19 protein-coding genes are annotated in these 20587 nt (G+C 31.5%); 6 read left to right on the top strand and 13 right to left on the bottom strand.

The window, feature by feature from the left end:
* Position 1: 1 nt before the first annotated feature.
* Positions 2-799 carry a glycosyltransferase family 25 protein gene (locus tag B3M86_RS01815; RefSeq protein WP_291047397.1) on the bottom strand — a complete coding sequence of 266 codons (798 nt, stop codon included), beginning with the start codon at positions 797-799 and terminating at the stop codon, positions 2-4.
* A gap of 280 nt (positions 800-1079) precedes the next feature.
* Here B3M86_RS01815 and rnr point away from each other — a divergent pair, with 280 nt between their 5' ends.
* Both rnr and B3M86_RS01805 read left to right on the top strand, forming a co-directional pair.
* Positions 1080-3239 (top strand): ribonuclease R, encoded by a 2160-nt coding sequence (gene rnr, locus B3M86_RS01810; RefSeq protein WP_291047395.1) that lies wholly within the window; start codon positions 1080-1082, stop codon positions 3237-3239.
* Positions 3240-3280: 41 nt separating this feature from the next.
* Positions 3281-3964 (top strand): LysE family translocator, encoded by a 684-nt coding sequence (locus B3M86_RS01805; RefSeq protein ID WP_125349109.1) that lies wholly within the window; start codon positions 3281-3283, stop codon positions 3962-3964.
* Positions 3965-4117: 153 nt separating this feature from the next.
* Here the strand turns inward: B3M86_RS01805 and B3M86_RS01800 are convergent, their stop codons facing one another.
* The 5 genes from B3M86_RS01800 to B3M86_RS01780 form a co-directional block, all read right to left on the bottom strand.
* Positions 4118-4417, bottom strand: coding sequence for a hypothetical protein (locus tag B3M86_RS01800; RefSeq protein ID WP_219034088.1), 300 nt, complete (start codon positions 4415-4417; stop codon positions 4118-4120).
* Positions 4418-4540: 123 nt separating this feature from the next.
* On the bottom strand, positions 4541-5593 hold the full coding sequence (locus B3M86_RS01795; protein ID WP_219034089.1) for an alkaline phosphatase family protein: 1053 nt from the start codon (positions 5591-5593) through the stop codon (positions 4541-4543).
* A gap of 57 nt (positions 5594-5650) precedes the next feature.
* A complete protein-coding gene (locus tag B3M86_RS01790; RefSeq protein ID WP_219034136.1) occupies positions 5651-6655 on the bottom strand; it encodes a glycosyltransferase family 9 protein in 1005 nt (334 codons plus the stop codon).
* Positions 6636-8486, bottom strand: a complete 1851-nt coding sequence (locus B3M86_RS01785) for a monovalent cation:proton antiporter-2 (CPA2) family protein (RefSeq protein WP_291047390.1) — start codon at positions 8484-8486, stop codon at positions 6636-6638. The genes B3M86_RS01790 and B3M86_RS01785 overlap by 20 nt, the downstream gene beginning before the upstream one ends.
* Before the next feature lie 29 nt (positions 8487-8515).
* Positions 8516-8944 (bottom strand): SufE family protein, encoded by a 429-nt coding sequence (locus B3M86_RS01780; protein ID WP_125349112.1) that lies wholly within the window; start codon positions 8942-8944, stop codon positions 8516-8518.
* Positions 8945-9055: 111 nt separating this feature from the next.
* Between B3M86_RS01780 and B3M86_RS01775 the strand changes: the two genes are divergently transcribed.
* The 4 genes from B3M86_RS01775 (at position 9056) to B3M86_RS01760 (ending at position 13335) form a co-directional block, all read left to right on the top strand.
* Positions 9056-9928 carry a diacylglycerol/lipid kinase family protein gene (locus tag B3M86_RS01775; protein ID WP_291051307.1) on the top strand — a complete coding sequence of 291 codons (873 nt, stop codon included), beginning with the start codon at positions 9056-9058 and terminating at the stop codon, positions 9926-9928.
* A 155-nt stretch (positions 9929-10083) separates the two neighbouring features.
* Positions 10084-11037 (top strand): 2-hydroxyacid dehydrogenase, encoded by a 954-nt coding sequence (locus B3M86_RS01770; RefSeq protein ID WP_291051310.1) that lies wholly within the window; start codon positions 10084-10086, stop codon positions 11035-11037.
* Between the two features lie 338 nt (positions 11038-11375).
* Complete coding sequence (locus B3M86_RS01765; protein ID WP_114998600.1) at positions 11376-12089, top strand: pirin family protein; 714 nt, start codon at positions 11376-11378, stop codon at positions 12087-12089.
* Between the two features lie 154 nt (positions 12090-12243).
* Entirely contained in the window at positions 12244-13335 is a 1092-nt protein-coding gene (locus B3M86_RS01760; RefSeq protein WP_291069368.1) for a hypothetical protein, read from the top strand.
* Positions 13336-13405: 70 nt separating this feature from the next.
* Here the strand turns inward: B3M86_RS01760 and B3M86_RS01755 are convergent, their stop codons facing one another.
* The 7 genes from B3M86_RS01755 to B3M86_RS01725 form a co-directional block, all read right to left on the bottom strand.
* Positions 13406-14107 (bottom strand): OmpA family protein, encoded by a 702-nt coding sequence (locus B3M86_RS01755; RefSeq protein ID WP_221854015.1) that lies wholly within the window; start codon positions 14105-14107, stop codon positions 13406-13408.
* Positions 14108-14133: 26 nt separating this feature from the next.
* Positions 14134-14649 carry a lipocalin family protein gene (locus B3M86_RS01750; RefSeq protein WP_286495675.1) on the bottom strand — a complete coding sequence of 172 codons (516 nt, stop codon included), beginning with the start codon at positions 14647-14649 and terminating at the stop codon, positions 14134-14136.
* Positions 14650-14775: 126 nt separating this feature from the next.
* Positions 14776-15669 carry a class I SAM-dependent methyltransferase gene (locus tag B3M86_RS01745; RefSeq protein WP_125349119.1) on the bottom strand — a complete coding sequence of 298 codons (894 nt, stop codon included), beginning with the start codon at positions 15667-15669 and terminating at the stop codon, positions 14776-14778.
* Position 15670: 1 nt separating this feature from the next.
* Positions 15671-17542: a tRNA uridine-5-carboxymethylaminomethyl(34) synthesis enzyme MnmG gene (gene mnmG, locus B3M86_RS01740; RefSeq protein WP_286495677.1), complete on the bottom strand. Its 1872-nt coding sequence runs from the start codon at positions 17540-17542 to the stop codon at positions 15671-15673.
* Between the two features lie 54 nt (positions 17543-17596).
* Positions 17597-18022, bottom strand: a complete 426-nt coding sequence (gene ybeY / locus B3M86_RS01735) for an rRNA maturation RNase YbeY (RefSeq protein WP_291069366.1) — start codon at positions 18020-18022, stop codon at positions 17597-17599.
* Positions 18023-18026: 4 nt separating this feature from the next.
* Positions 18027-20231, bottom strand: coding sequence for a patatin-like phospholipase family protein (locus tag B3M86_RS01730; RefSeq protein ID WP_291078953.1), 2205 nt, complete (start codon positions 20229-20231; stop codon positions 18027-18029).
* 62 nt (positions 20232-20293) lie between these two features.
* Positions 20294-20572, bottom strand: coding sequence for a DUF7683 domain-containing protein (locus B3M86_RS01725; protein WP_221854021.1), 279 nt, complete (start codon positions 20570-20572; stop codon positions 20294-20296).
* Positions 20573-20587: the final 15 nt, after the last annotated feature.

The raw sequence follows: 20587 nt of genomic DNA, 5'->3' as shown, positions 1-20587 counted from the left end.
ATTAAGAAATTCTTTCATTTTTCTTCACAATAAAACTATCATAGAATTTTTTGAAACCATGATGATTAATCAAATAGAAATATTTAGGAAATAATCTATTCAATTCGTATTGAATTTGTCTTGGAAATTTAGACTTTCTTAAACTGCGATCAATCTGAATTTGCGTTTCTACTGGAGCTGGTTTAACAAGCGATGGAAGAAGATTATATATTCTTAAGTCAAATTCCCAAGCATGCTGTAAATCACAATCAATAGGACGTTGAATTGTAGGAAGTGGCGTTTTAATTTTATTCAAAAATTTTTCGGCGGCCTTTCTTGTCCAAATGGCTGAAATTGTTGTGATTGGAATACTCGTTCCACAAGCACCAATAATGTATTTATTATTCACATCAGCAATTTTTATATGTTTTCTTTTTCCGTTAAATAGCTTCAAAACATCCCATTTATGCTTGTTAGAAAGTTCTTCATAATTAGAAAGAGCATGTTCTACAGCAGATTTAAAATCATCAACCAAAATTGCATCATCTTCTATAACCAAAGCAAAATCATTTTCAGAAGCCAAAAAAGTTTTTAGCGTTTTCACATGACTCAAATAACAACCAATTTCTCCAGGAACTAAATCGCGGTCATATTTATTTTTTATTTTATAGGTTGACGAATCCAAAGTTTTGGCATCCACAGCAGAAATTCTTTCGTAAGTAATCTCACATTTTTCGAATTCTTTTTGCATCAATTCAAGCCGATCCGTAGCTCTATCAAGGTTAATCAAGTAAGTTTGATATAATGGTTTAGTTTTCATTCAATTAATTATCAATGCAAAAATAGCTTTTTTGGCTCAATTTTCGCAATAAATCAAAACGTTACAAGTAATCTTATCCTTTCCGTAACATAGAATTGGCTGTAAATTGTTATTTTAGAAAAAGGATATATTACCTTTGCAGTGGTTATGTTGTTTATTAACATCTTATCAATAGTTATTAAAAATAATTTGATAATCAAATAAATAAGATGTTTATTTATTAACTATTTTAAAATAAATCTCGAAAAAAAGAAAGAAGAGATTTGACAGAAAACAAATTATGCCAAGAAGAAATTTTAAAAATACAAAGGCGAAAAAAGACAAAAACATAACAAAGTTTACGAAGTCTATCATCGAAGTTTTATTTCAAAATCCGAATAAACCTTTAAATTATAAACAAATTGCAGCAGCTTTAAACCTAACAAATCGAATTGATACAGAATTATTGATTAAGAATTTGAATGTTTTATTAGCTGACAAAAAGATTTCTGAAGTAGAAAGAGGAAAATATAAAATCAATGCAACCAATGATTATATGGTTGGGATTGCGGATTTGACTTCTTCGGGAAGCGCTTATATTATGATTGATGGTCTTGAACAAGATGTCTTTGTACAAAAAGGGAAAACGCGAAATGCTTTAATGGGCGATACGGTTCGCGTATATGTTTATCCAAAAAAACATGCCAATCAATCGAGAGCAGAAGGAGAAATTGTAGAAATTATCGAGCGTAATAAAACTGAATTTACAGGAATTTTCGAGTTAGGAAAGAATGGAAATTTTGGTTTTGTAACGATGCAAAATGGTAACCACGATTTCTTTATTCCGAAAGAGAAAATTAAAAATGCTCAACCAGGAGAAAAAGTTGTGGTTCGATTAACAAACTGGCCAGAAGGATCTAATTCACCATTTGGTGAAATCACGCAAGTTTTGGGTAGTCCAGACGATACGGATGTAGAAATTCATGCAATTTTGTTAGAATACGATTTGCCAGCTCAATTTCCAGAGGAAGTTGAAGAAGAAGCAAATCAGTTGGATACTTCGATAGATGAAGCCGAGGCAGCTCGTCGTAGAGATATGCGAAATGTAACGACATTTACAATCGACCCGAAAGATGCAAAAGATTTTGATGATGCTTTATCAATACGAAAATTGGAGAACGGAAACTGGGAAATTGGTGTTCACATTGCCGATGTTACGCATTATGTTCGTCCAGGTTCGTTGATCGAGCAAGAAGCATACAAGCGTGCAACTTCTGTTTATTTGGTGGATAGAGTAGTGCCAATGTTGCCAGAAGTATTGTCGAATGTTGCATGTTCTTTGCGTCCAAACGAAGATAAATATACGTTTTCGGGTGTATTCGAAATGGATGATAATGCGAAGATTGTAAAAACATGGTTTGGTCGTACAGTAACGCATTCTGACAGACGTTTTACATACGAGGAAGCACAAGAAATTATTGAAGGGAAAGATGGCGATTTTAAAGATGAAATCCTGACTTTAGATCGCTTAGCAAAAACAATGCGTGGAAAACGTATGAAATATGGAGCGGTTAATTTTGATAAAGTTGAAGTAAAATTCGATTTAGATCAAGCGCATAATCCACAAGGAATTTTCTTCAAAATTTCGAAAGATTCGAATAAATTGATTGAAGAATTCATGTTGTTATGTAACAAAAAAGTTTCAGAATTCATCAGTTTAGATAAACATGGAAAAGAGAATGCGAACACTTATATTTATCGTGTTCACGATGATCCGAATCCAGATAAATTATTAGACTTAAAGAATTTTATTCGCCAATTTGGGTATGAATTAGAGATTGGAGATCGTAAAACAACTATCAATTCTATGAATAAGTTGTTAGCAGAAGTGAAAGGAAAACCAGAAGAAAATATGGTTGAAACTTTGGCAATGCGAACAATGGCGAAAGCAAAATATACAACAGAGAATATAGGACATTACGGTTTAGCGTTCGATTATTACACGCATTTTACATCGCCGATTCGTCGTTATCCAGATATGATTGCGCACCGTTTGTTGCAAGATTATTTAGATGGTAAAAAATCTCCTGCAGCGGCTGTTTACGAAGATAAAGCAAAACATTGTTCATCTCGCGAAAAAATTGCTGCAGAAGCAGAGCGAGAGTCAATAAAATATATGCAAGTAAAATACATGGAGCAATTTGTTGGCGAAACTTTTGATGCTTTTATTACAGGTGTACAAGATTATGGAATCTTTGTTGAAATTCCAGAAACGCGTTGCGAAGGTTTGATTCGTTCTCGTGCTATGAAAGGTGATCATTTTGTTTTTGACGAAAAAAATCATGCTTTAATAGGTAAACGCACACGTGTTAAATATCAGTTAGGAAGTCCGGTTAGAATCAAAGTTTTAAATGCTGATTTAATCAAGAAGCAATTAGATTTTGAATTAGTTGATGCTTAAGTTTCATATTTTAGACTTATCTTGCAGACCTTAATTATGTTATGGAAATAATATTTTCGGCCATACTAATAGGTTTTTTATTAAGTACAATTCTTATTGGACCTGTATTTTTCTTACTTATTGAAACCAGTTTGCGTAGAAGTTGGAAAACAGCTGTAGTCCTAGATTTAGGGGTTATTGCAGCTGATATTTTGTGTATTGCAGCAGCCTATTATGGAAGTAAAGATTTTACAGATTATGTGACCAATCATCCAAAGTTTTACCGCATTTATATCATTGCAGGTTTCTTTGTATTGATTTACGGAATTTTCATGTATTTCTCTAAACCAAAGCTACATATAGAAGGCGAAGCGGGATTTGTAAGCAACAATTATTTGAGAACGTTTATCAATGGATTTATTATGAATTTGTTGAATATAGGTGTCATTGTTTTTTGGTTTGTAATTGTCTCTTCAATTATGATTCAATATCCAAATCCAAGCGATTTTATGCTGTATATGGGCGTTGTTTTGACGACCTATTTTGTAATAGATTTGGGTAAAATATTTTTGGCAGGGAAGCTACAGAAACGTTTTACCGATCAAAAAGTATTTATGGTGCGAAAAGGAGTTGGTATTTGTCTTTTAGTCTTTGGATTAATCATTATCTTAAAAGGTTTCGGATTCTTTAAAGAAATCGATCAAAAAATAGAGAATCAGCTCATTAATCAAGAACAAACAAGTTAGAAATATAAACTCCCATCAAATTTTTTGATGGGAGTTTTTTTATTTCTACTTTATAAAAATAATCTAATTGATTATTGATATCATGAAAAATAAAATAAATAATTAAGTACAAAATAAGGTTGATAATGATGTAATAAAATATGTATTTTAGCATTAATTACAATTCATAAAACCTGTTTTTTTTATTTCTTCTATCAATTTATCAGGATTAGAAACTCTGAAAATTATTTTTGAATCATATTTAGGATTTTTATGAAGAATTTTAATTCCTTTTTCAAAAAAATCGTTAGATGGAATTATATCTATAATATCTTTTTTTAAAAGGATTATTTTAAAGAAAAACAAATAATTTATTATTAACTTATCTTCATAAATATTTATTTGAGCAAGTAAACTTGACATTCTAATAGAGCCTATTATAAGACCTCCCGATTTTGTATAAAGATTGTTCATATTTTTTTAGGTTAAATTATTGATATTGTGAGAGTGAAGTTTTGAATAAATAATTTTACAGTTAGGAATGCTCTGAAAGGCATATTTTATCGTTTTAAACTGCATATCCAAAGCAGACAAATCTTACTTCAATAACGACTTCCCAGAATCCTTATAATTCCATGTTTTTACTTTCATCAAATCAGCAATTGTAGAGGCAATTTGATTGAGATAAGTTTGTTTCTGTTTGAATTTTTTAGGATTAATCCCATTTCCAATCATCAAAATAAAACCTTCGTCTGATCCAGGAATTTCATCATAATGTTCTGGCCATTGTCTTCCATTTCCACGTCCGTGATCAGTTGTTACAATAATAGTTGTTTGATCTTTATAGAATGGATCGCTTTGTACATAATTCCATAATTCCTCAATCATTCTATCATTGCGATTTATTGAAGTAATATATTGATCGTAATCTTCATCATGTCCGTAATCATCAGCTTCTCCATAACCAATAAAAAGTAATTTTGGCTTTTGATTTTTCATCGCTTCTAACGCAAATTCGTGCGTAAAAATATCAAATCTAGTTGCCCACCATTGTTTTGGTGTTTCTAATTGAAAACGTTCGATAAGCAATTCTCGTTCAGATTTGTTTTGATTAAAACTATCTTGATATCCAGCATTTACAAACAATTTAGAACGTTCTTGATTGAAAATATTTGTATACATTCTCCAGCTTCCAAAAGCCATTACCTTATTGTTTAAATTCTTTTGTTGATTTGCAATTTCAAAAACTGAAACATTAGGATTCGGAATATCTTTGTTATTTTTAATTCGCTCATCATCAGCTTTTCCTGTAATAATTTCGTTGTATCCAGGATAAGACCATAATCTTTTGTTGGTCAAATTAACAAAGTTTTGTTCATCACGATTTCCTAAAATAACTCCTTTGTCTTTAATCGTTTTCCACGTAAATGGCATCAATAATTCGCGACGTTTTATAGAATCTTCTGTCCAATATTTTTCATTAGTTTGAACAATAAGTGAGTTGTATTTTTTATCATTTAAAATTGATTTTTCAACTCCTCGGAAAACTTCTTTCCAACGAACACCATCCAGCGTAACCAAAATAACTTTCGGTTCTTGAGCAAATAAAAAATTTGAGAATAAGGCAAGAATAAGAAATGTATACTTCATGTGATTATAATTTCTTATAAAAATAGGAAAAGCATCGATATGATGCTTTTAAAAGTATTATTTTTCTAATTTATCGACGATTTGTTCATAAATATCTTCGGCACTCAAATTTTGAAAATAATCATAATTTTGAAACTTTTTTGGATCTTTTCCAAAGATAGAAGTTGGACGAATTTTCATCGTTTCGTCTTGTATCACATCATTCATAGATTGACCATAACCTAAAAATCCAGCAAATGGATGCGTTCCACCCCAAATAGAAATTGTGCGTGTTCCCATCAACGAAGCTAAATGCATGTTTGCGCTATCCATAGAAATCATTACTTCTAATTTAGCAATTGCTTGTAATTCTTCTTCAAAAGAGATTGTTCCAGCTAAAGATTTGATGTTAGGATTAAAACTTTCCCACGTTTTTAATTCATCAATTTCAATTTTTCCACCGCCAAATAAATAAATTTTGTACCCATTTTCAGCTAATTTCTTCGCAACGATTTTCATCTTTTCGATGGGATACATTTTACTTGTAAAGGCTGCAAAAGGCGCAATTCCAATTGATTTAGATTCTTTAATCGATTTTGGTTCGATTTTATGCTTTAAATTGACGTTAAAACTAAATTGACGCAAAACATCAGCATAGCGCTCAGTTGTTAATTTTAATTGCTTAAAAACGCGATTTTTTTGATTGACTAAAGCTTTTTTCTCCTCACGACCTTTATCTAAAGTAGCCGTTTCTGTTCCGTTAAGTTTGAATAGAGTTGTAATGACTTTTGATCGGATTACGTTGTGAAAATCAGCTACATAATCAAAATTATATTGTTTTAATTCTTTGTATAATTTGAACAAGCTAAAAAAGCTTTTGTAGTCTTTGTTCAAATCAACCGAAATAAATTTGATTTGAGGAAATTGCTTGAAAATATTTCCCATAAAAGGGCGCGAAGCAACATAAACTTCGATGTTAGGATTTTGTTCAATAAACTCTTGTAAAACAGGAGCAATCATTGTAACATCCCCCAAAGCAGAAAAACGTAAAACTAATAGTTTTTTATGATTCGTTTTCTCCATTATTCCTATTGTTAATTTCTTTTGCAACCATTTTCATTTGCTTTTCAAATTCTTGCTTAGATGCTTCAAAATATTGATCAGAATTTTCGGCATGTTTTGCAATTTTACGCAACGATTTTCGGTCACTTTTTATGAAAATTTCTCCAATTTTAGACGCTTCTTCAGGTGAAAAACCATATTTTATAAGGATTTGTCTACCAACGTAAACAGATGAGAAAAAGTTTTCTCGATAAACTTCGTCTATACCATCTTTCAAATAATTATACGCATAACTACGATTTTTTGCACGAACAATAATTTCTAAATTCGGAAAGTTTTTACGAACAATATAAACTAATTTTTGATTAATTTCTGGCGGATCCAAAGCAGCTACAAAATATTTTGCATGTTCAGCACCAGCCGATTTTAGTAAGTTAACATTTGTTGCATCGCCATAAAAAACATTAAAACCCTGCTTGCGCATTTTCTCTACACGCTCACTATCATTATCCAAAACAATCGATTTTATTCCAGTGCTTTTCAAGACACGACTAATTGTGTTTCCAAAATCACCAAAACCAGCAATAATTATTTCACCTTCTGCTGAATGTGGATTTATTTTATCGTTTTCAATGATTGTTTTTACTTTTGTTTTTACACCAAAATATTTTAGAATTAATTTTTCATTTAAGACTAAAAGTAATGGTGTTATTACCATTGTTATCGCAGTTGTAGCTAACATCAAATCGTACCATTCTTTGTTTAGAATATCTAAATTTCGAGTCAAAGATAAGATAACGAAAGCAAACTCTCCGACTTGTGATAAAAGCAAAATGAACAACCATTTCTGATCAAAATCAAATTTATGTTTGATTCCAATAAACCATAAAACCAATGATTTTATTAACATTATTCCAAATGTTAATCCAAGAATCATAAAAGGTTTATCTGCAATTAATTTGAAGTTAATGGTTGATCCAACAGCAATAAAAAAGATTCCTAATAATAATGATTTGAATGGCTCAATGTCACTTTCTAATTGATGTTTATATTCGTTATTCGCCAAAACAACACCAGCAATAAATGCTCCCAAGGCAGGAGAAATTCCAACTTTTTGCATCAAAATTGAAACTCCAATGACTAAAAGTAGGGCAGAAGCGGTGTAAATTTCTCGAACTTGTAATTGTCCAACATACTTAAAATAAGGTGTAATAATGTATTTTGCAATCACATAAATAAATGTAATTGCACCAACAATAACCAAGGTTTTCATGAACGCTGGTCCACCAACTAACAAACTTTTAGAATCATCTCCAATGGACTGAATCAAAGAATCTCCAACTAAAAGTGGAATAATTGCTAAGATTGGAATCACCATAATATCTTGAAACAATAAAACTGAAAAAGTTGATTTACCTATGTTTGTTTTGGTCAACCCTTTTTCGCTAAGTGTTTGCATAATAATGGCTGTTGAAGACATGGTTATTGCAAAAGCTATAGAAACAGCCAAAGAAAAATCCATTTTCAAGGCAAACATTCCGACTAAAGTTGTAATAATTATCGTCCCCAAAACTTGCATTCCACCAAGGTTGATGATTTTATTTTTCATCTTCCAGAATTCCTTTGGATCAAGTTCTAATCCGACCAAAAAAAGCATCATAACTACACCAAATTCTGTGGCGTGCATAATGTCTGTTCCGTCATTGCCAACAAATTTTAGCACATAAGGTCCAATTAAAACTCCGGCAATTAAATATCCCAAAACCGAACCCATTCCTAATTTTTTGGAAATAGGAACGCAGATTACAGCGGAAAATAGAAAAATAAATGCTTGGCCTAAAAAGTCGTTCATTATTTTATAAGGTTGATTAGATGATGTGTCTAACTATTATTTTGTTTTGATTGAAATGCAATCGCATAAAATTTGAATTGTTTTATCATCGCTAATAATCCGTTTGCACGAGTTGGTGATAAAAATTCTGATAAACCAATTTCGTTGATAAAATCTGTATCCGATTCTAAAATATCTTTTGGCGTTTGATGATTATACATTCTCACCAATAATGCGGCAATTCCTTTTGGTAAAATAGCATTAGAATCAGCTTTAAATTCGATTGTATTACCATCCAATTCTGCATCTAACCAAACAGAAGATTGACAACCTTTTATGATTTTATCATCTGTTTTTGCTTCTTCAGGCAAAGTATTTAAGCTTTTTCCTAACTCGATCAAATATTCGTAGCGTTGTTCCCAATCGTCAAAAAATGAGAATTCATCTACTATTTCGTTTTGAATTTCTTTAATTTTCATATGACAAAGTTAGAAAGTTTTTGATAGTTTTTCCTCAAAAAAAGACGTTAAATAGCTTGATTCTTTTAGATTTCTTATTTTTGTGTTTTGATAAATTTCAATTCCCAAAAAATGAAGTACACTTTCATTGTTAATCCTAATTCTGGAAACGCAAAACACGATATTTCGCTCGATTTTTTACAATCAAAATTTGATTCTTCAGACGAAATCGTTTTGAAAGAAACCGTTTATCAATTTCATGCAAAAGAATTGGTGAAGGAGGCGATTGCAGAAAATTCAGATGTTATTGTTGCGTGCGGTGGTGATGGGACAATCAATGAAGTGGCGAGTGCTTTGGTGAAAAAAAATATTCCGTTGGGAATAATTCCTGCCGGATCTGGAAATGGTTTGGCTACAAATCTTAATATTCCGAAAGATATTAACAAGGCAATCGAAATTATCAAAAACCATATTGTTCATACGATTGATGTTGGTAGAGTAGAGGATAACTATTTTTTTAGCAATTTAGGTTTTGGGATTGACGCAGAAGTTATCAAAACATATGAAGAAAATCAAAAACGTACGATTACTGGTTATGTTGATGCATCTGTGAAAACGTTGTTGAATTATAAATCTAAATTGTTTCGCCTTTATATTGATGATGTAATTATTGAAAAAAATTTTTATTATCTATTCTGCTCTAATTCTAACATTGCTGGTTATGGAATCTCTTTTACACCGAAAGCTGATTTGTCTGATGGAGAATTGGATTTATTGATGATTGAAGATTTAGATGTTTTCGAACAATTTTATTTTTCGGTATTGGTTTTAGCCAAGAAAATTGATTTATTAGACAAAGCAAAGTATCGAAAAGTGAAAAAATTCAAGATTGAAAGTTTAGATAATAATCCGATTACGTATCAACTTGATGGAGAGATTCATAATACCGATTCACTTCAAGTAAAAGTTAAGGTCATACCAAATGGTTTAAAAATCATTTTTTAAACTTCAATTATTATTTAATTAACAATATAAATCATACATTTTCAATAAATTAAAATGTTATTAACTGAGTTGTAAACGATTTGTTTGTAACCATTTTTATCTTCAATTTTATAATAATACTTGCATTCGTTGTAACTTTGAATAAAATTTTTGCAATGAATAAGCCTTATAAAATTTTAGCAATCGATTCTAATCATGAATGTTTGAATAATGGACTTCGCGAAGCTGGTTTTATTGTTGATGAAGATTACAATTCACCCAAAGAGATCATCGAACAAAAGATTAATGAATATGATGGAATGATTGTAAGGAGTAGATTTCCAATTGATAAAGATTTTTTAGCAAAAGCAACGAATTTAAAGTTTATCGGTAGAGTAGGGGCAGGCTTGGAGAATATTGACGAAGAGTTTGCAGCTGATCATAACATTGTTTTATTCAATTCTCCCGAAGGAAACCGAGATTCTGTTGGTGAACATGCGATTGGTATGTTGTTGATGTTGATGCATCATTTGCGCAGAGCTGATAACGAAGTTCGTAATGGAATTTGGAAACGTGAAGAAAATCGTGGTGATGAATTGAAGGGAAAAACGGTTGGAATTATTGGTTATGGAAATATGGGAAATGCTTTTGCGAGACGTTTGCAGGGTTTTGAAGTTAATGTGATTTGTTATGATATTTTGCCAAATAAAGGAAATGAATTTGCGAAGCAAGTTTCGTTAGAAGAAATTTTTGAACAAGCTGATGTTGTAAGTTTACATACGCCGCAAACACCAGAAACGATGCAAATGATTAATGCAGAATTTATTTCTAACTTTAAAAAAACATTTTATTTTGTGAATACAGCGCGTGGTAAATCTGTTGTGACAAAAGATTTGGTTGAAGCAATGAAAACAGGAAAAATTTTAGGAGTAGCTTTAGATGTTTTAGAATTTGAAAAATCGAGTTTTGAGAAATTAGTTGCATCTGATTTACCAGAAGAATTTCAGTATTTAATCCAAGCGGATAATGTTGTTTTGGCGCCACATATTGCAGGTTGGACGCATCAAAGTAAAGTGAAATTAGCAGAGTTTATTCGTGATAAAATAATTGATTGGAAGAATAATCAGTAATGATTAATTGATATAAACTAAAAAGGTTCCGAAACTTCGGAACCTTTTTTCATTTTGTAAGTTTTTTGTAAACTTTATACAAAATAACTGCTACTATAATAACAAGAACGATTTGGAGTAGAATCCAAAGTATAACATTAAATGTTGATTCGCCTGAAATTGATAGCATATATATGTCTCATGTGTTAACTGAATGCTAAAATATAAATTATTTTTAACATTTTGTTAATAATTTAAAAAAAGTTTTATTCATCTTCTAGGTGTGTTAATTGATAACTTATCACATGTCAATAGATAAGTTTTTTTTGCACCCTAAATTTGTATAAAAATAAATTACTATGAATTACCAAATATTTAAATCAGAATCAAGAGGTGGAGGAAATCATGGGTGGTTAGACTCTAAACATTCTTACAGTTTTGCAAATTATTACGATCCAGCTCGTATTCATTTTGGAGCTTTGCGTGTCGTAAATGATGATATAATTACCGGAGGAATGGGATTTGGAAAACATCCTCATGATAATATGGAGATTATTACAATTCCTACAAAAGGAGGAATTTCTCACGAAGATTCAATGGGAACTGGTTCTGTAATTGAGTCTGGGGATGTACAAGTAATGAGCGCTGGTACGGGAGTTTTTCATAGTGAAATGAATGCTTATGAAAACCAAGAAGGACATTTTTTTCAGATTTGGATTATTCCAAATAAAATGAATGTTGAGCCTCGTTATCAACAAATTTCTGTTCGTGAAGTAGCAAAAGAAAATGAATTATATCAAGTTCTTTCTCCAAATGCAGATGATCAAGGAGTTTGGATTCATCAAGATGCATGGATTTTTTTAGGAAATTATACAGAAGATAAACAAGAAACATACAAAGTACAAAAAGAAGGAAATGGTGTTTTCTTTATGGTTGTGGAAGGAGAAGTTGAATTTGATGGAAACAAATTAGGACGAAGAGATGTCATCGAGATTAAAGATACAAACGAGTTTTCGTTTAATGTAGCAAAAGATTCTCGCTTGATGTTAATCGAAGTTCCTATGGATATTTAGAATTTTTTTCAAGTTTTAGTTGTTTTATATATAGAGCAGATTTCAGAAATGGAATTTGCTTTTTTTTTGTTAAAAAAATACCATTATCAACACAAGTATTTAGTATATTTACTGCTTATAAAACTTTAACTCAAAACGTATTAATCTATACTATATGAAACGTTTATTCATCATTGCTTCTTTCGCTTTAATGATTATCAGTTGTAAAAATGATAACATTGAAATTGATTCTACATCTGCGCAAACTTTTAGTGAAACGGTAGACAAAATTTCGAAGGCTTTGCCTGTTATGCAACAAGATAAATTTAAGGAAGCTTTACAGATTATTTTCGAGTATAACACAAGTCAATCAATGGATAATGAATCGCGTTGGGGAATTGTGCGTACGTTGTTAGATGGAAAAACAGTAGATGAGGTTTTTGATATTGCTGAAAAAGTCGCGTTACAAAATAAATTTACATGGAATAGAAATCAAGTTCCTTTGGTGAATGGAATTCCAAAATCAGGTGCAATTGAAACTGTAGAAACGCCTGCTGAACCGACTTCTAATGTACAACGTTTCGATTTTAGTTTAAAACAAGATGATAGTGGAATCTCAATTTCTCCTTTTTTCTACAATGCGCAAGGAGAGGAAATTCAGTTGGATAAAGCTGTAACGGCAACGATAGAAGTGTTTAATTCAGGTAGTATTGTGTACACATTTCGTTCTACAATTGATCCAAATTCAATGGATGATTTGTACAGAAAAAATACAATTAATATTAAATATTCGTCATTAGATGCTTCTAAAATTAAGAGTGATCGATTAGATATTTTGGTTCGAATTCCGAATTCTGAACGATATTTAACGAATCGTAAAGCGGTAAAAGTTCCGTTGAATTTAGTTGGTGCTGCTGAGGTTGTAGATTCTCTTTTGGTTGAAAGTACGCCTGCACATGTAAGTAAAGAAGCTGGAATGGTAAAATCTCTTTCGAATCGTTTTATGACAAATTTATCAAAGAAAAATTATTCTGGTGCTTTTGCGTTGACAAGAAGTGGTGAATGGAATACTTTCCAAAAATTTTCTTCTGATGAATCAATTAAGAATTTAGAGCAAGCAACAATTAATGATGCAAAAGTGTTAGATGCAGACGAAAAAGTTGCATTAGTTGAAGTGAATGCAAATTTAAAAGACCAATATTCTAAGACATATCAAGTGACTTTAGAAAAGATTAATAATAAATGGTTTGTGGTTAATTTTAAATAATCGTAAACGTATTAAACATAAAAAAAGCGTTCAAAATCTGAACGCTTTTCTTGTTTTATATTGAAATGAATTATTGTCCGTTTGCTTCTTTAGCAGCGTCCGCTTTCATTTTTGCGTTTGCAGTAATTGCAATCTCTACACGACGGTTTTGAGCACGTCCTTCTGCAGTTGTATTATCAGCAATTGGTTCCTCTAAACCTTTTCCTTTCGATGTTAAACGAGAAGAAGCAATACCTTTAGAAACTAAATAATCTTTTACAGACTGTGCGCGTTTTTGAGATAATGGTAAGTTATAATTTTGAGAACCTACGTTATCAGTATGGCCAACAATTAATAAATCTGTATCAGGATATTCGTTGAAAACTTCTACTAATTTATCTAAGTTAGATTTAGCAACAGCAGTTAAAGAAGCTTTGTTATAATCAAAAGTAACTTTAGAGTTTTCATCTAAAATTAAGTTAATCCCTTCTTCAGTTCTTACGACTTCTGCACCTGGTAAAACTTGCTCAATTTTTTGCGCTTGTTTATCCATATTGTTACCAATAACACCACCAGCAGCTCCACCTACAGCAGCTCCAATTACAGCACCTAAAGCAGTGTTACCACCTTTACCGATATTATTACCTAAGATTCCTCCAATAACACCACCAGCAACAGCACCAATACCAGCACCTTTTTGTGTATTGTTTGCATTTTGTACAGCTGTACAAGAAGACATAATAAATGATCCTCCTAATACAATTGCAGCTATTTTAGTATTTATTTTTTTCATAATTTCTAAGTTTTTTAAATTGTTGATTAACGTACGAAGTTATAAATCACTTGTGCAATTTTTCCATTTGCATTGATATCTTGTACCAATTTCATCGAATTTGCATCAACATAATCTACACGCATTTTATATCCTGCTGTATTTTGTTTCGCTTTGATTCCTGTAACATCTTTGAAGATAAAGTAAGTTGTAGAACCATCTTGTTGTAAATCCCAAATAATATTTGTTGTTCCTGAAGGGCAATCTCCGCCAGCGTTATTAAATGTATATGTTCCTTTTTTGTTGTTTTGAACTAAGTTCCATGTAGAACCTTCATAACATTCTGGGTTTGCTGTGTCAAAAACTTTCGCAACTGCATCAGTAACTTTTACATTACCTTGTACCTCGTTTGTTGTTAAACCTTGGTAGTCTACATTTGTCAAAGTCCATGCACCTCTCACTTCTTTACCTGTTTGTATTTCTTGTTTTGCAACGGTTGTAGATGCACAAGAAGTTAAAAATGCTGAAGCGCATATCCCAAATAATAAAATACTTTTTTTCATAGCTATTTATTTTATCTATTATTAATCTTAAAAAACGGCTTCTATAAATTAGATTTAATAAAGTTTTAGAAAAAAAACGACTTCTAATACATCTGATTAGATAATCATTCTTTAAAAACGCTTATTTTAATTTTCAGCTTTAATAATATAGATTAAAGAAGAATATTGACCTGTTTTTTTAGCTTGAGTATTAGACTTCAAACCAATTCTAAGTGCATTGATAAAACCTAACTTATTACCTTTATATTTTTCAGATAGTAGACTCACATAAAATGAATCTAATTTCATCGGGTGGATAGATTCAATTTTCATACCAAAGTTGCTAAATAACTTTCGCATGCTGGTTTCTGTGAAATGCCATAAATGACGAGGTACATCATAAGCTGCCCAATGTTCACCATAATATTTAGCATCATACGATTGGTGGTTTGGAACAGCTATTACTAAGATACCACTTTTTGTTAAATGTTTCTTTAGTTCTGTAATTATTTCTTTAAGATTAGGAATGTGTTCTAAAACATGCCACAAGGTAATCACATCATACTTTTCTGTATTCTGTTCTAATTCTGTAGAAGTAACTTTTTCGATTCCTACTTTTGATTGAGCAATTCGTCTTGCCGAATCATTTGGCTCCATTCCCAAAACATCGTAACCATTTTTTTGTAGATGCTCTAAAAAATCTCCAACGCCGCAACCATAATCTAGAATCTTTTTACCATTGCCAATTTTATTAATCAATTCTAATTTATTATTTAGATTGATTGATTTTGCCATTTGATAAAAACGTTCGAAAATAGATTTCTTTCCATCGGTATGGGAAATGTAATTTTTACTTTCGTAATACTTTCCCAAATTTTCGATAGGTTGGGGGAGAGTATACAAAACTTCAGTTTCTGAATCTTCGTAAATTTCGAACTTTTCTTTTGTTAAAAAATAATCTTTTAAATCTAATTTCTTAATACCAGAAAATCCTTCTTTTGAAGGATTTTCTTGAGATGTTTCACGTGGAACATTTTCCATATTATCTTCCCATGTAAATTAATAATACACTAATATCTGCTGGTGATACACCACTAATTCTTGATGCTTGTGCTACCGTTGCAGGTTTTATTTTTGTTAATTTTTGACGAGCTTCTATCGACATCGAACCAAAGACATGATAATCGATGTCAGCCGGAATTTTTAGATTTTCCAAACGATGCAATTTATCTGCATTCTGTTGTTCTTTCTTAATATAACCTTTGTATTTGATCTGAATTTCTGTTTGTTCTAATTCTTCTTGATCGTATTCATTTGTTTCAATAAATTCTTTTACACGATCTAATTTCGTAAAATCAGAAAGTTTTAACTCAGGACGAGAAATAACCGAAATCATTTTGTTTGGTTGTTTCAAAGGTGTTCCTTCGCGCTCTTCAATTACATCATTTATTTCTTGTGGCTTGATGGAATTTTCTTCGAAATAATTAACAAGTTTTTCAGCTTTGTCAAATTTTTCTTCCATTCTTCTCAAACGATCTTCTGAAGCTAAACCAAGTTCAAAACTTTTTCTTGTCAAACGTTCATCCGCATTATCTTGTCTCAATAAGATACGATATTCTGCACGAGACGTAAACATACGATAAGGTTCTTCTGTACCTTTTGTAATCAAATCGTCGATTAAAACTCCTATATAAGCTTCGTTACGATTTAAGATAAATGGATCTTTTCCTTGAATTTTTAACACAGCATTTATACCCGCCATCAAACCTTGAGAAGCAGCTTCTTCATAACCTGTTGTTCCGTTAATTTGACCAGCGCAATATAAGTTATCAATTAACTTAGTTTCTAGCGTATGTTTTAACTGTGTTGGTGGAAAATAATCGTATTCGATGGCGTAACCTGGACGTAAAATTTTTGCATTTTCAAAACCAGGAACAGAACGTAAAGCTCTTGCTTGAATATCATCTGGCAAAGATGTTGAGAATCCATTTATGTAGAATTCCATCGTGTGCCAACCTTCCGGTTCAGCAAAAATCTGATGACGATCTTTGTCTGCAAAACGATTAATTTTATCTTCGATAGATGGACAATATCTTGGTCCTGTCGATTTAATTGTTCCGTTAAACATTGGAGAACGATCAAAGCCTTCACGCAATAAATCATGAACTTCTTGATTGGTATAAGTAATCCAACAAGAACGTTGTTTCGTTAATTTTTGTGTATTTGTATATGAGAATTTTGAAGGATTTTCATCACCTGGTTGCTCAACCATTTTCGTATAATCGATAGAACGACCATCTACACGTGGAGGAGTTCCTGTTTTCATTCGTCCAGCTTCGAAACCTAAATCAACTAATTGTTCCGTAATTCCGAAAGCAGCAGATTCTCCCATGCGTCCACCTCCAAATTGTTTTTCTCCAATATGAATTAAACCATTCAAAAAAGTACCATTTGTAAGTACAACAGACTTAGAACGAATTTTCATTCCCATGGCTGTAATTACTCCGCAAACTTTACCATTTTCGATGATTAAATTTTTTACCATATCTTGAAAGAAGTCAACATTCTCTGTTCTCTCTAAAGATAAACGCCATTCTTCTGCAAAACGCATACGGTCTGATTGCGCACGTGGCGACCACATCGCTGGACCTTTTGATTGATTCAACATTTTGAATTGAATCGCAGTTTTGTCGGTAATAATACCTGAGTATCCGCCTAAAGCGTCAATCTCGCGAACAATTTGCCCTTTCGCAATTCCACCCATAGCAGGATTACAAGACATTTGTCCGATTGTTTGTAAGTTCATTGTAACAAGAAGCGTTTTTGCTCCTAAATTGGCTGCTGCCGCTGTTGCTTCTGCACCTGCGTGACCACCACCAACTACAATTACATCATATTCTGATTGAAATATCATTTGATTTGTAAACTTATTTTTCTTGTTAAAATAATAAATGTTCCACGTGGAACATTATTGATTTAGATAGCTACTAAACGTTTCTAAATATTGATTTTCTTTAGCAGTCATTAATTCTTTGTCATCTGGTTCTTTGTCCATATAACCAGCAAAATGTAATATCCCATGGATAACAACGCGAGCTAATTCGTTTTCAAAAGAAATATTATTTTGCTCAGCATTATCTTTGATTCGTTCGACGCTAATAAAAATATCACCCATCAATTTATCTTCAATAGAATTATCGAAACCAATAACATCTGTGTAATAATCGTGTTCTAAATATTGTCGATTAATTTGAAGTAAGTATTCATCATCACAGAAAATATAGTTTAAATCTTCTATTGTTTTCCTTTCATTCTTCATACTCTCTACGATCCAATCTATCCAAGTTTGAGCATCTTTTAGCTCAAAATCTGTTTCGTAAAATAATTCTATCATTGTTCTAAAACCAGTAACCTAAACTTAAATTAAATAATCCTTTTTTTGTGTAAGGCGAATAACTCCAAATAAAATTTAAAGGACCTAATGGACTATCGTAGCCATAGGTAATGCCGTACCCAAGATATTTGTAATCTGTTAAACTCAATTGCTCAAATCTATCTGTGATATTTGCTATATTCATAAATAGACTTGTGTAATGATTTTTCAAAATTCGAGCTTGAATATGAGAGCCAAAAAGCAATTGATTGTCGCCAATTGCAGAGCCAAAGGGAAGCCCATAAAACTTAGTGTAATTGAAAAAATCTTGTTCAACATAACCTCCGATATAAAACTTCTGAGGCATTGTTACATTATCGTTGAAAAAGGTTCCAAAGTTAGCAGTAAATCTGTAACTTAGGAAATTATTTAACGGAAAATTTGCCTCTAAACTTGATTCTAACAAATAGTTATTTTCAAACCCAGTTACATTAGAATCAAATAAATACTTGAAACTTCCATCAAATTTTAAACCACTACGCGCAAAATTTGCATTATTTCGATTATCTGCTTTGATATATCCATACGCTTTCCAATAATAACCTTCGGATTTTGCTGGAAATTCCTCATTAGAAGCAATAAAATTATTCGTGAAAACTTTTGTGTATTGATGCTCTAATCCAACGCCAATAGCAAATTTTTCTTTGATAGTCGATTGAATGTAGATTTGATTGATGTATTCTCTAAAGTTATAATTTACTTTTTTGTAGATATTATCCTGGCCAAAGAAGTTTCTTAGATCAATTTCTTTATCAAAATAATGTGAAAAAGAGTTGAAGCCGATACTTGGAAGATATCCATTATCAATGAAAAAATTGATGTTATATCGCGCATAATCACCAACCACAACATCAGCAGAAAGCACCGAGTTTTTGACAAATAAATTCTTTGAAGTGAAGTTTAAAATTAATCCTGTTTTGAATAAATCATCGTAATGTAATCCAAATCGGATTGATTGTTTGGTCTTATTTTCTTGAACTTTTAACGTCAATAAATTCTCTTCATCGTTAAGTTCTGAGATTTTATACGTGATATTATTAAAGTTTCCGGAAGCATACAATTTCGAAATTCCAGCTTTTAAATCATCATATTTTATAATTTCAGGTGTACGAATGCCTAGCTTACCTTCGATATAATTTGTGTTGAAATTCTTCAATCCTTCAACTTCAATTTCTTTCACCAAAACATAATCATCAAGTTTAATTTCGTTTCGAGTTTTGTTTGAAGCATGCTGTTTTTTTGCAATTTCTTTGAGTTGATCATATACTTTTTCAGAAGCAATAAGTCCACGATTGTAAATAGAATCTACTTCGTCAAAACTTGTAACTGCATATTCTTTTAACTCTGGTTTAATCAATAAATCGACTAATTTCTTTTGTTCATCCGTTTTTTTAACGATACTCATCGTCATAATTTGACTCAAAATATCAATAGCAGAATTTAGATCATCACGTTTTTGTAAACCATCACCTAATTCTACACCGATAATAATATCAGCACCCATATCTTTCACTTCTTTCACGGGGAAATTGTTGACAACACCGCCATCAACATATATTTTACCATCAATTGTGACAGGATCTAACATGGTTGGATAAGCGCCCGAAGCCAAAATAACGCGAGGTAAAAATCCTGAACGAAAGACTTTTTCTTCTCCAGTTTCGAGATCAGTTCCAATACAAACAAAAGGCGTTGGAAGTTTATTGAAATCATCAATATCATGAACTGGACGCAATAAATAGGTCAATAAATCAAGCGGACCTTGACCTTTTGAAATGGCATTTGGAATCGTTAATTTGAACTTATCAAAAGGTAATTCTAAGATGTATTTTTCTTTGTATGCTTTCTCGAAAAAAGGAATCTCTGCACGATCTTTATTTTGCGTAATCAATGAAGAAATATCCAATTGATGCATGATTTTCTCGAGTTCGTCAGGTGTATATCCAGCGGCATATAATCCACCGATAATCGCGCCCATACTTGTTCCTCCGATGTAATCAATTTTGATTCCCGCTTCTTCAATCTTCTTCAAAGCGCCAACATGTGCATAGCCTTTTGCGCCACCACCACTCAATACAACACCCACTTTTAGACGCGTTGAATCATTCTTTGTTTCTTGTGCAAAGGTCATGGTTGAAATAATGAAAATGAAAGCAAAAAGACTGCGCATAAATTGATCTAAATTGAGGAATAAAGATAGCAATTTTGAATCTAAGTTGTAGAATTGTTTAACTATTCTACATTATTTTCATAACAACTTAAATAATATGAAAACTTTGAAAAGTTGGGAGAAAAAGCTTTATTTAGTTTTAGAAAAGGCTTTAGTTTTTCTATTTGTGAAACAGAAAGTGGATATGAATCATAAATTTCTGTTGGATAATCATCCTCATTTAAGATAAAATCATTTAAATAAAAAAGAATCTGTTCAGATGTTATTTCTAATTCGAATTCATTGTTCAGAGAATCGTCAGAATTATTATACTCTTCAATTAATCTAATTATTTTATCCATTTATTTTTTTTAAAA

It is taken from the genome of Empedobacter sp. UBA6305, assembly GCF_002440405.1.
In the GTDB taxonomy this organism is placed as follows: Bacteria; Bacteroidota; Bacteroidia; order Flavobacteriales; family Weeksellaceae; genus Empedobacter; species Empedobacter falsenii_B.
Note: the sequence above shows the minus strand (reverse complement) of the source record. Positions and strands in the feature narration are given on the sequence as shown.

Coding starts and splice junctions, on each gene's coding strand:
- B3M86_RS01750 (WP_286495675.1), bottom strand. CDS start 14,649: ATGAAAAAAAGTATTTTATTATTTGGGATATGCGCTTCAGCATTTTTA.
- B3M86_RS01795 (WP_219034089.1), bottom strand. CDS start 5,593: ATGAAGTATACATTTCTTATTCTTGCCTTATTCTCAAATTTTTTATTT.
- B3M86_RS01815 (WP_291047397.1), bottom strand. CDS start 799: ATGAAAACTAAACCATTATATCAAACTTACTTGATTAACCTTGATAGA.
- B3M86_RS01785 (WP_291047390.1), bottom strand. CDS start 8,486: ATGAACGACTTTTTAGGCCAAGCATTTATTTTTCTATTTTCCGCTGTA.
- B3M86_RS01780 (WP_125349112.1), bottom strand. CDS start 8,944: ATGAAAATTAAAGAAATTCAAAACGAAATAGTAGATGAATTCTCATTT.
- B3M86_RS01775 (WP_291051307.1), top strand. CDS start 9,056: ATGAAGTACACTTTCATTGTTAATCCTAATTCTGGAAACGCAAAACAC.
- B3M86_RS01765 (WP_114998600.1), top strand. CDS start 11,376: ATGAATTACCAAATATTTAAATCAGAATCAAGAGGTGGAGGAAATCAT.
- B3M86_RS01755 (WP_221854015.1), bottom strand. CDS start 14,107: ATGAAAAAAATAAATACTAAAATAGCTGCAATTGTATTAGGAGGATCA.
- B3M86_RS01730 (WP_291078953.1), bottom strand. CDS start 20,231: ATGCGCAGTCTTTTTGCTTTCATTTTCATTATTTCAACCATGACCTTT.
- B3M86_RS01760 (WP_291069368.1), top strand. CDS start 12,244: ATGAAACGTTTATTCATCATTGCTTCTTTCGCTTTAATGATTATCAGT.
- B3M86_RS01770 (WP_291051310.1), top strand. CDS start 10,084: ATGAATAAGCCTTATAAAATTTTAGCAATCGATTCTAATCATGAATGT.
- B3M86_RS01745 (WP_125349119.1), bottom strand. CDS start 15,669: ATGGAAAATGTTCCACGTGAAACATCTCAAGAAAATCCTTCAAAAGAA.
- ybeY (WP_291069366.1), bottom strand. CDS start 18,022: ATGATAGAATTATTTTACGAAACAGATTTTGAGCTAAAAGATGCTCAA.
- mnmG (WP_286495677.1), bottom strand. CDS start 17,542: ATGATATTTCAATCAGAATATGATGTAATTGTAGTTGGTGGTGGTCAC.
- B3M86_RS01790 (WP_219034136.1), bottom strand. CDS start 6,655: ATGGAGAAAACGAATCATAAAAAACTATTAGTTTTACGTTTTTCTGCT.
- B3M86_RS01805 (WP_125349109.1), top strand. CDS start 3,281: ATGGAAATAATATTTTCGGCCATACTAATAGGTTTTTTATTAAGTACA.
- B3M86_RS01725 (WP_221854021.1), bottom strand. CDS start 20,572: ATGGATAAAATAATTAGATTAATTGAAGAGTATAATAATTCTGACGAT.
- rnr (WP_291047395.1), top strand. CDS start 1,080: ATGCCAAGAAGAAATTTTAAAAATACAAAGGCGAAAAAAGACAAAAAC.
- B3M86_RS01800 (WP_219034088.1), bottom strand. CDS start 4,417: ATGAACAATCTTTATACAAAATCGGGAGGTCTTATAATAGGCTCTATT.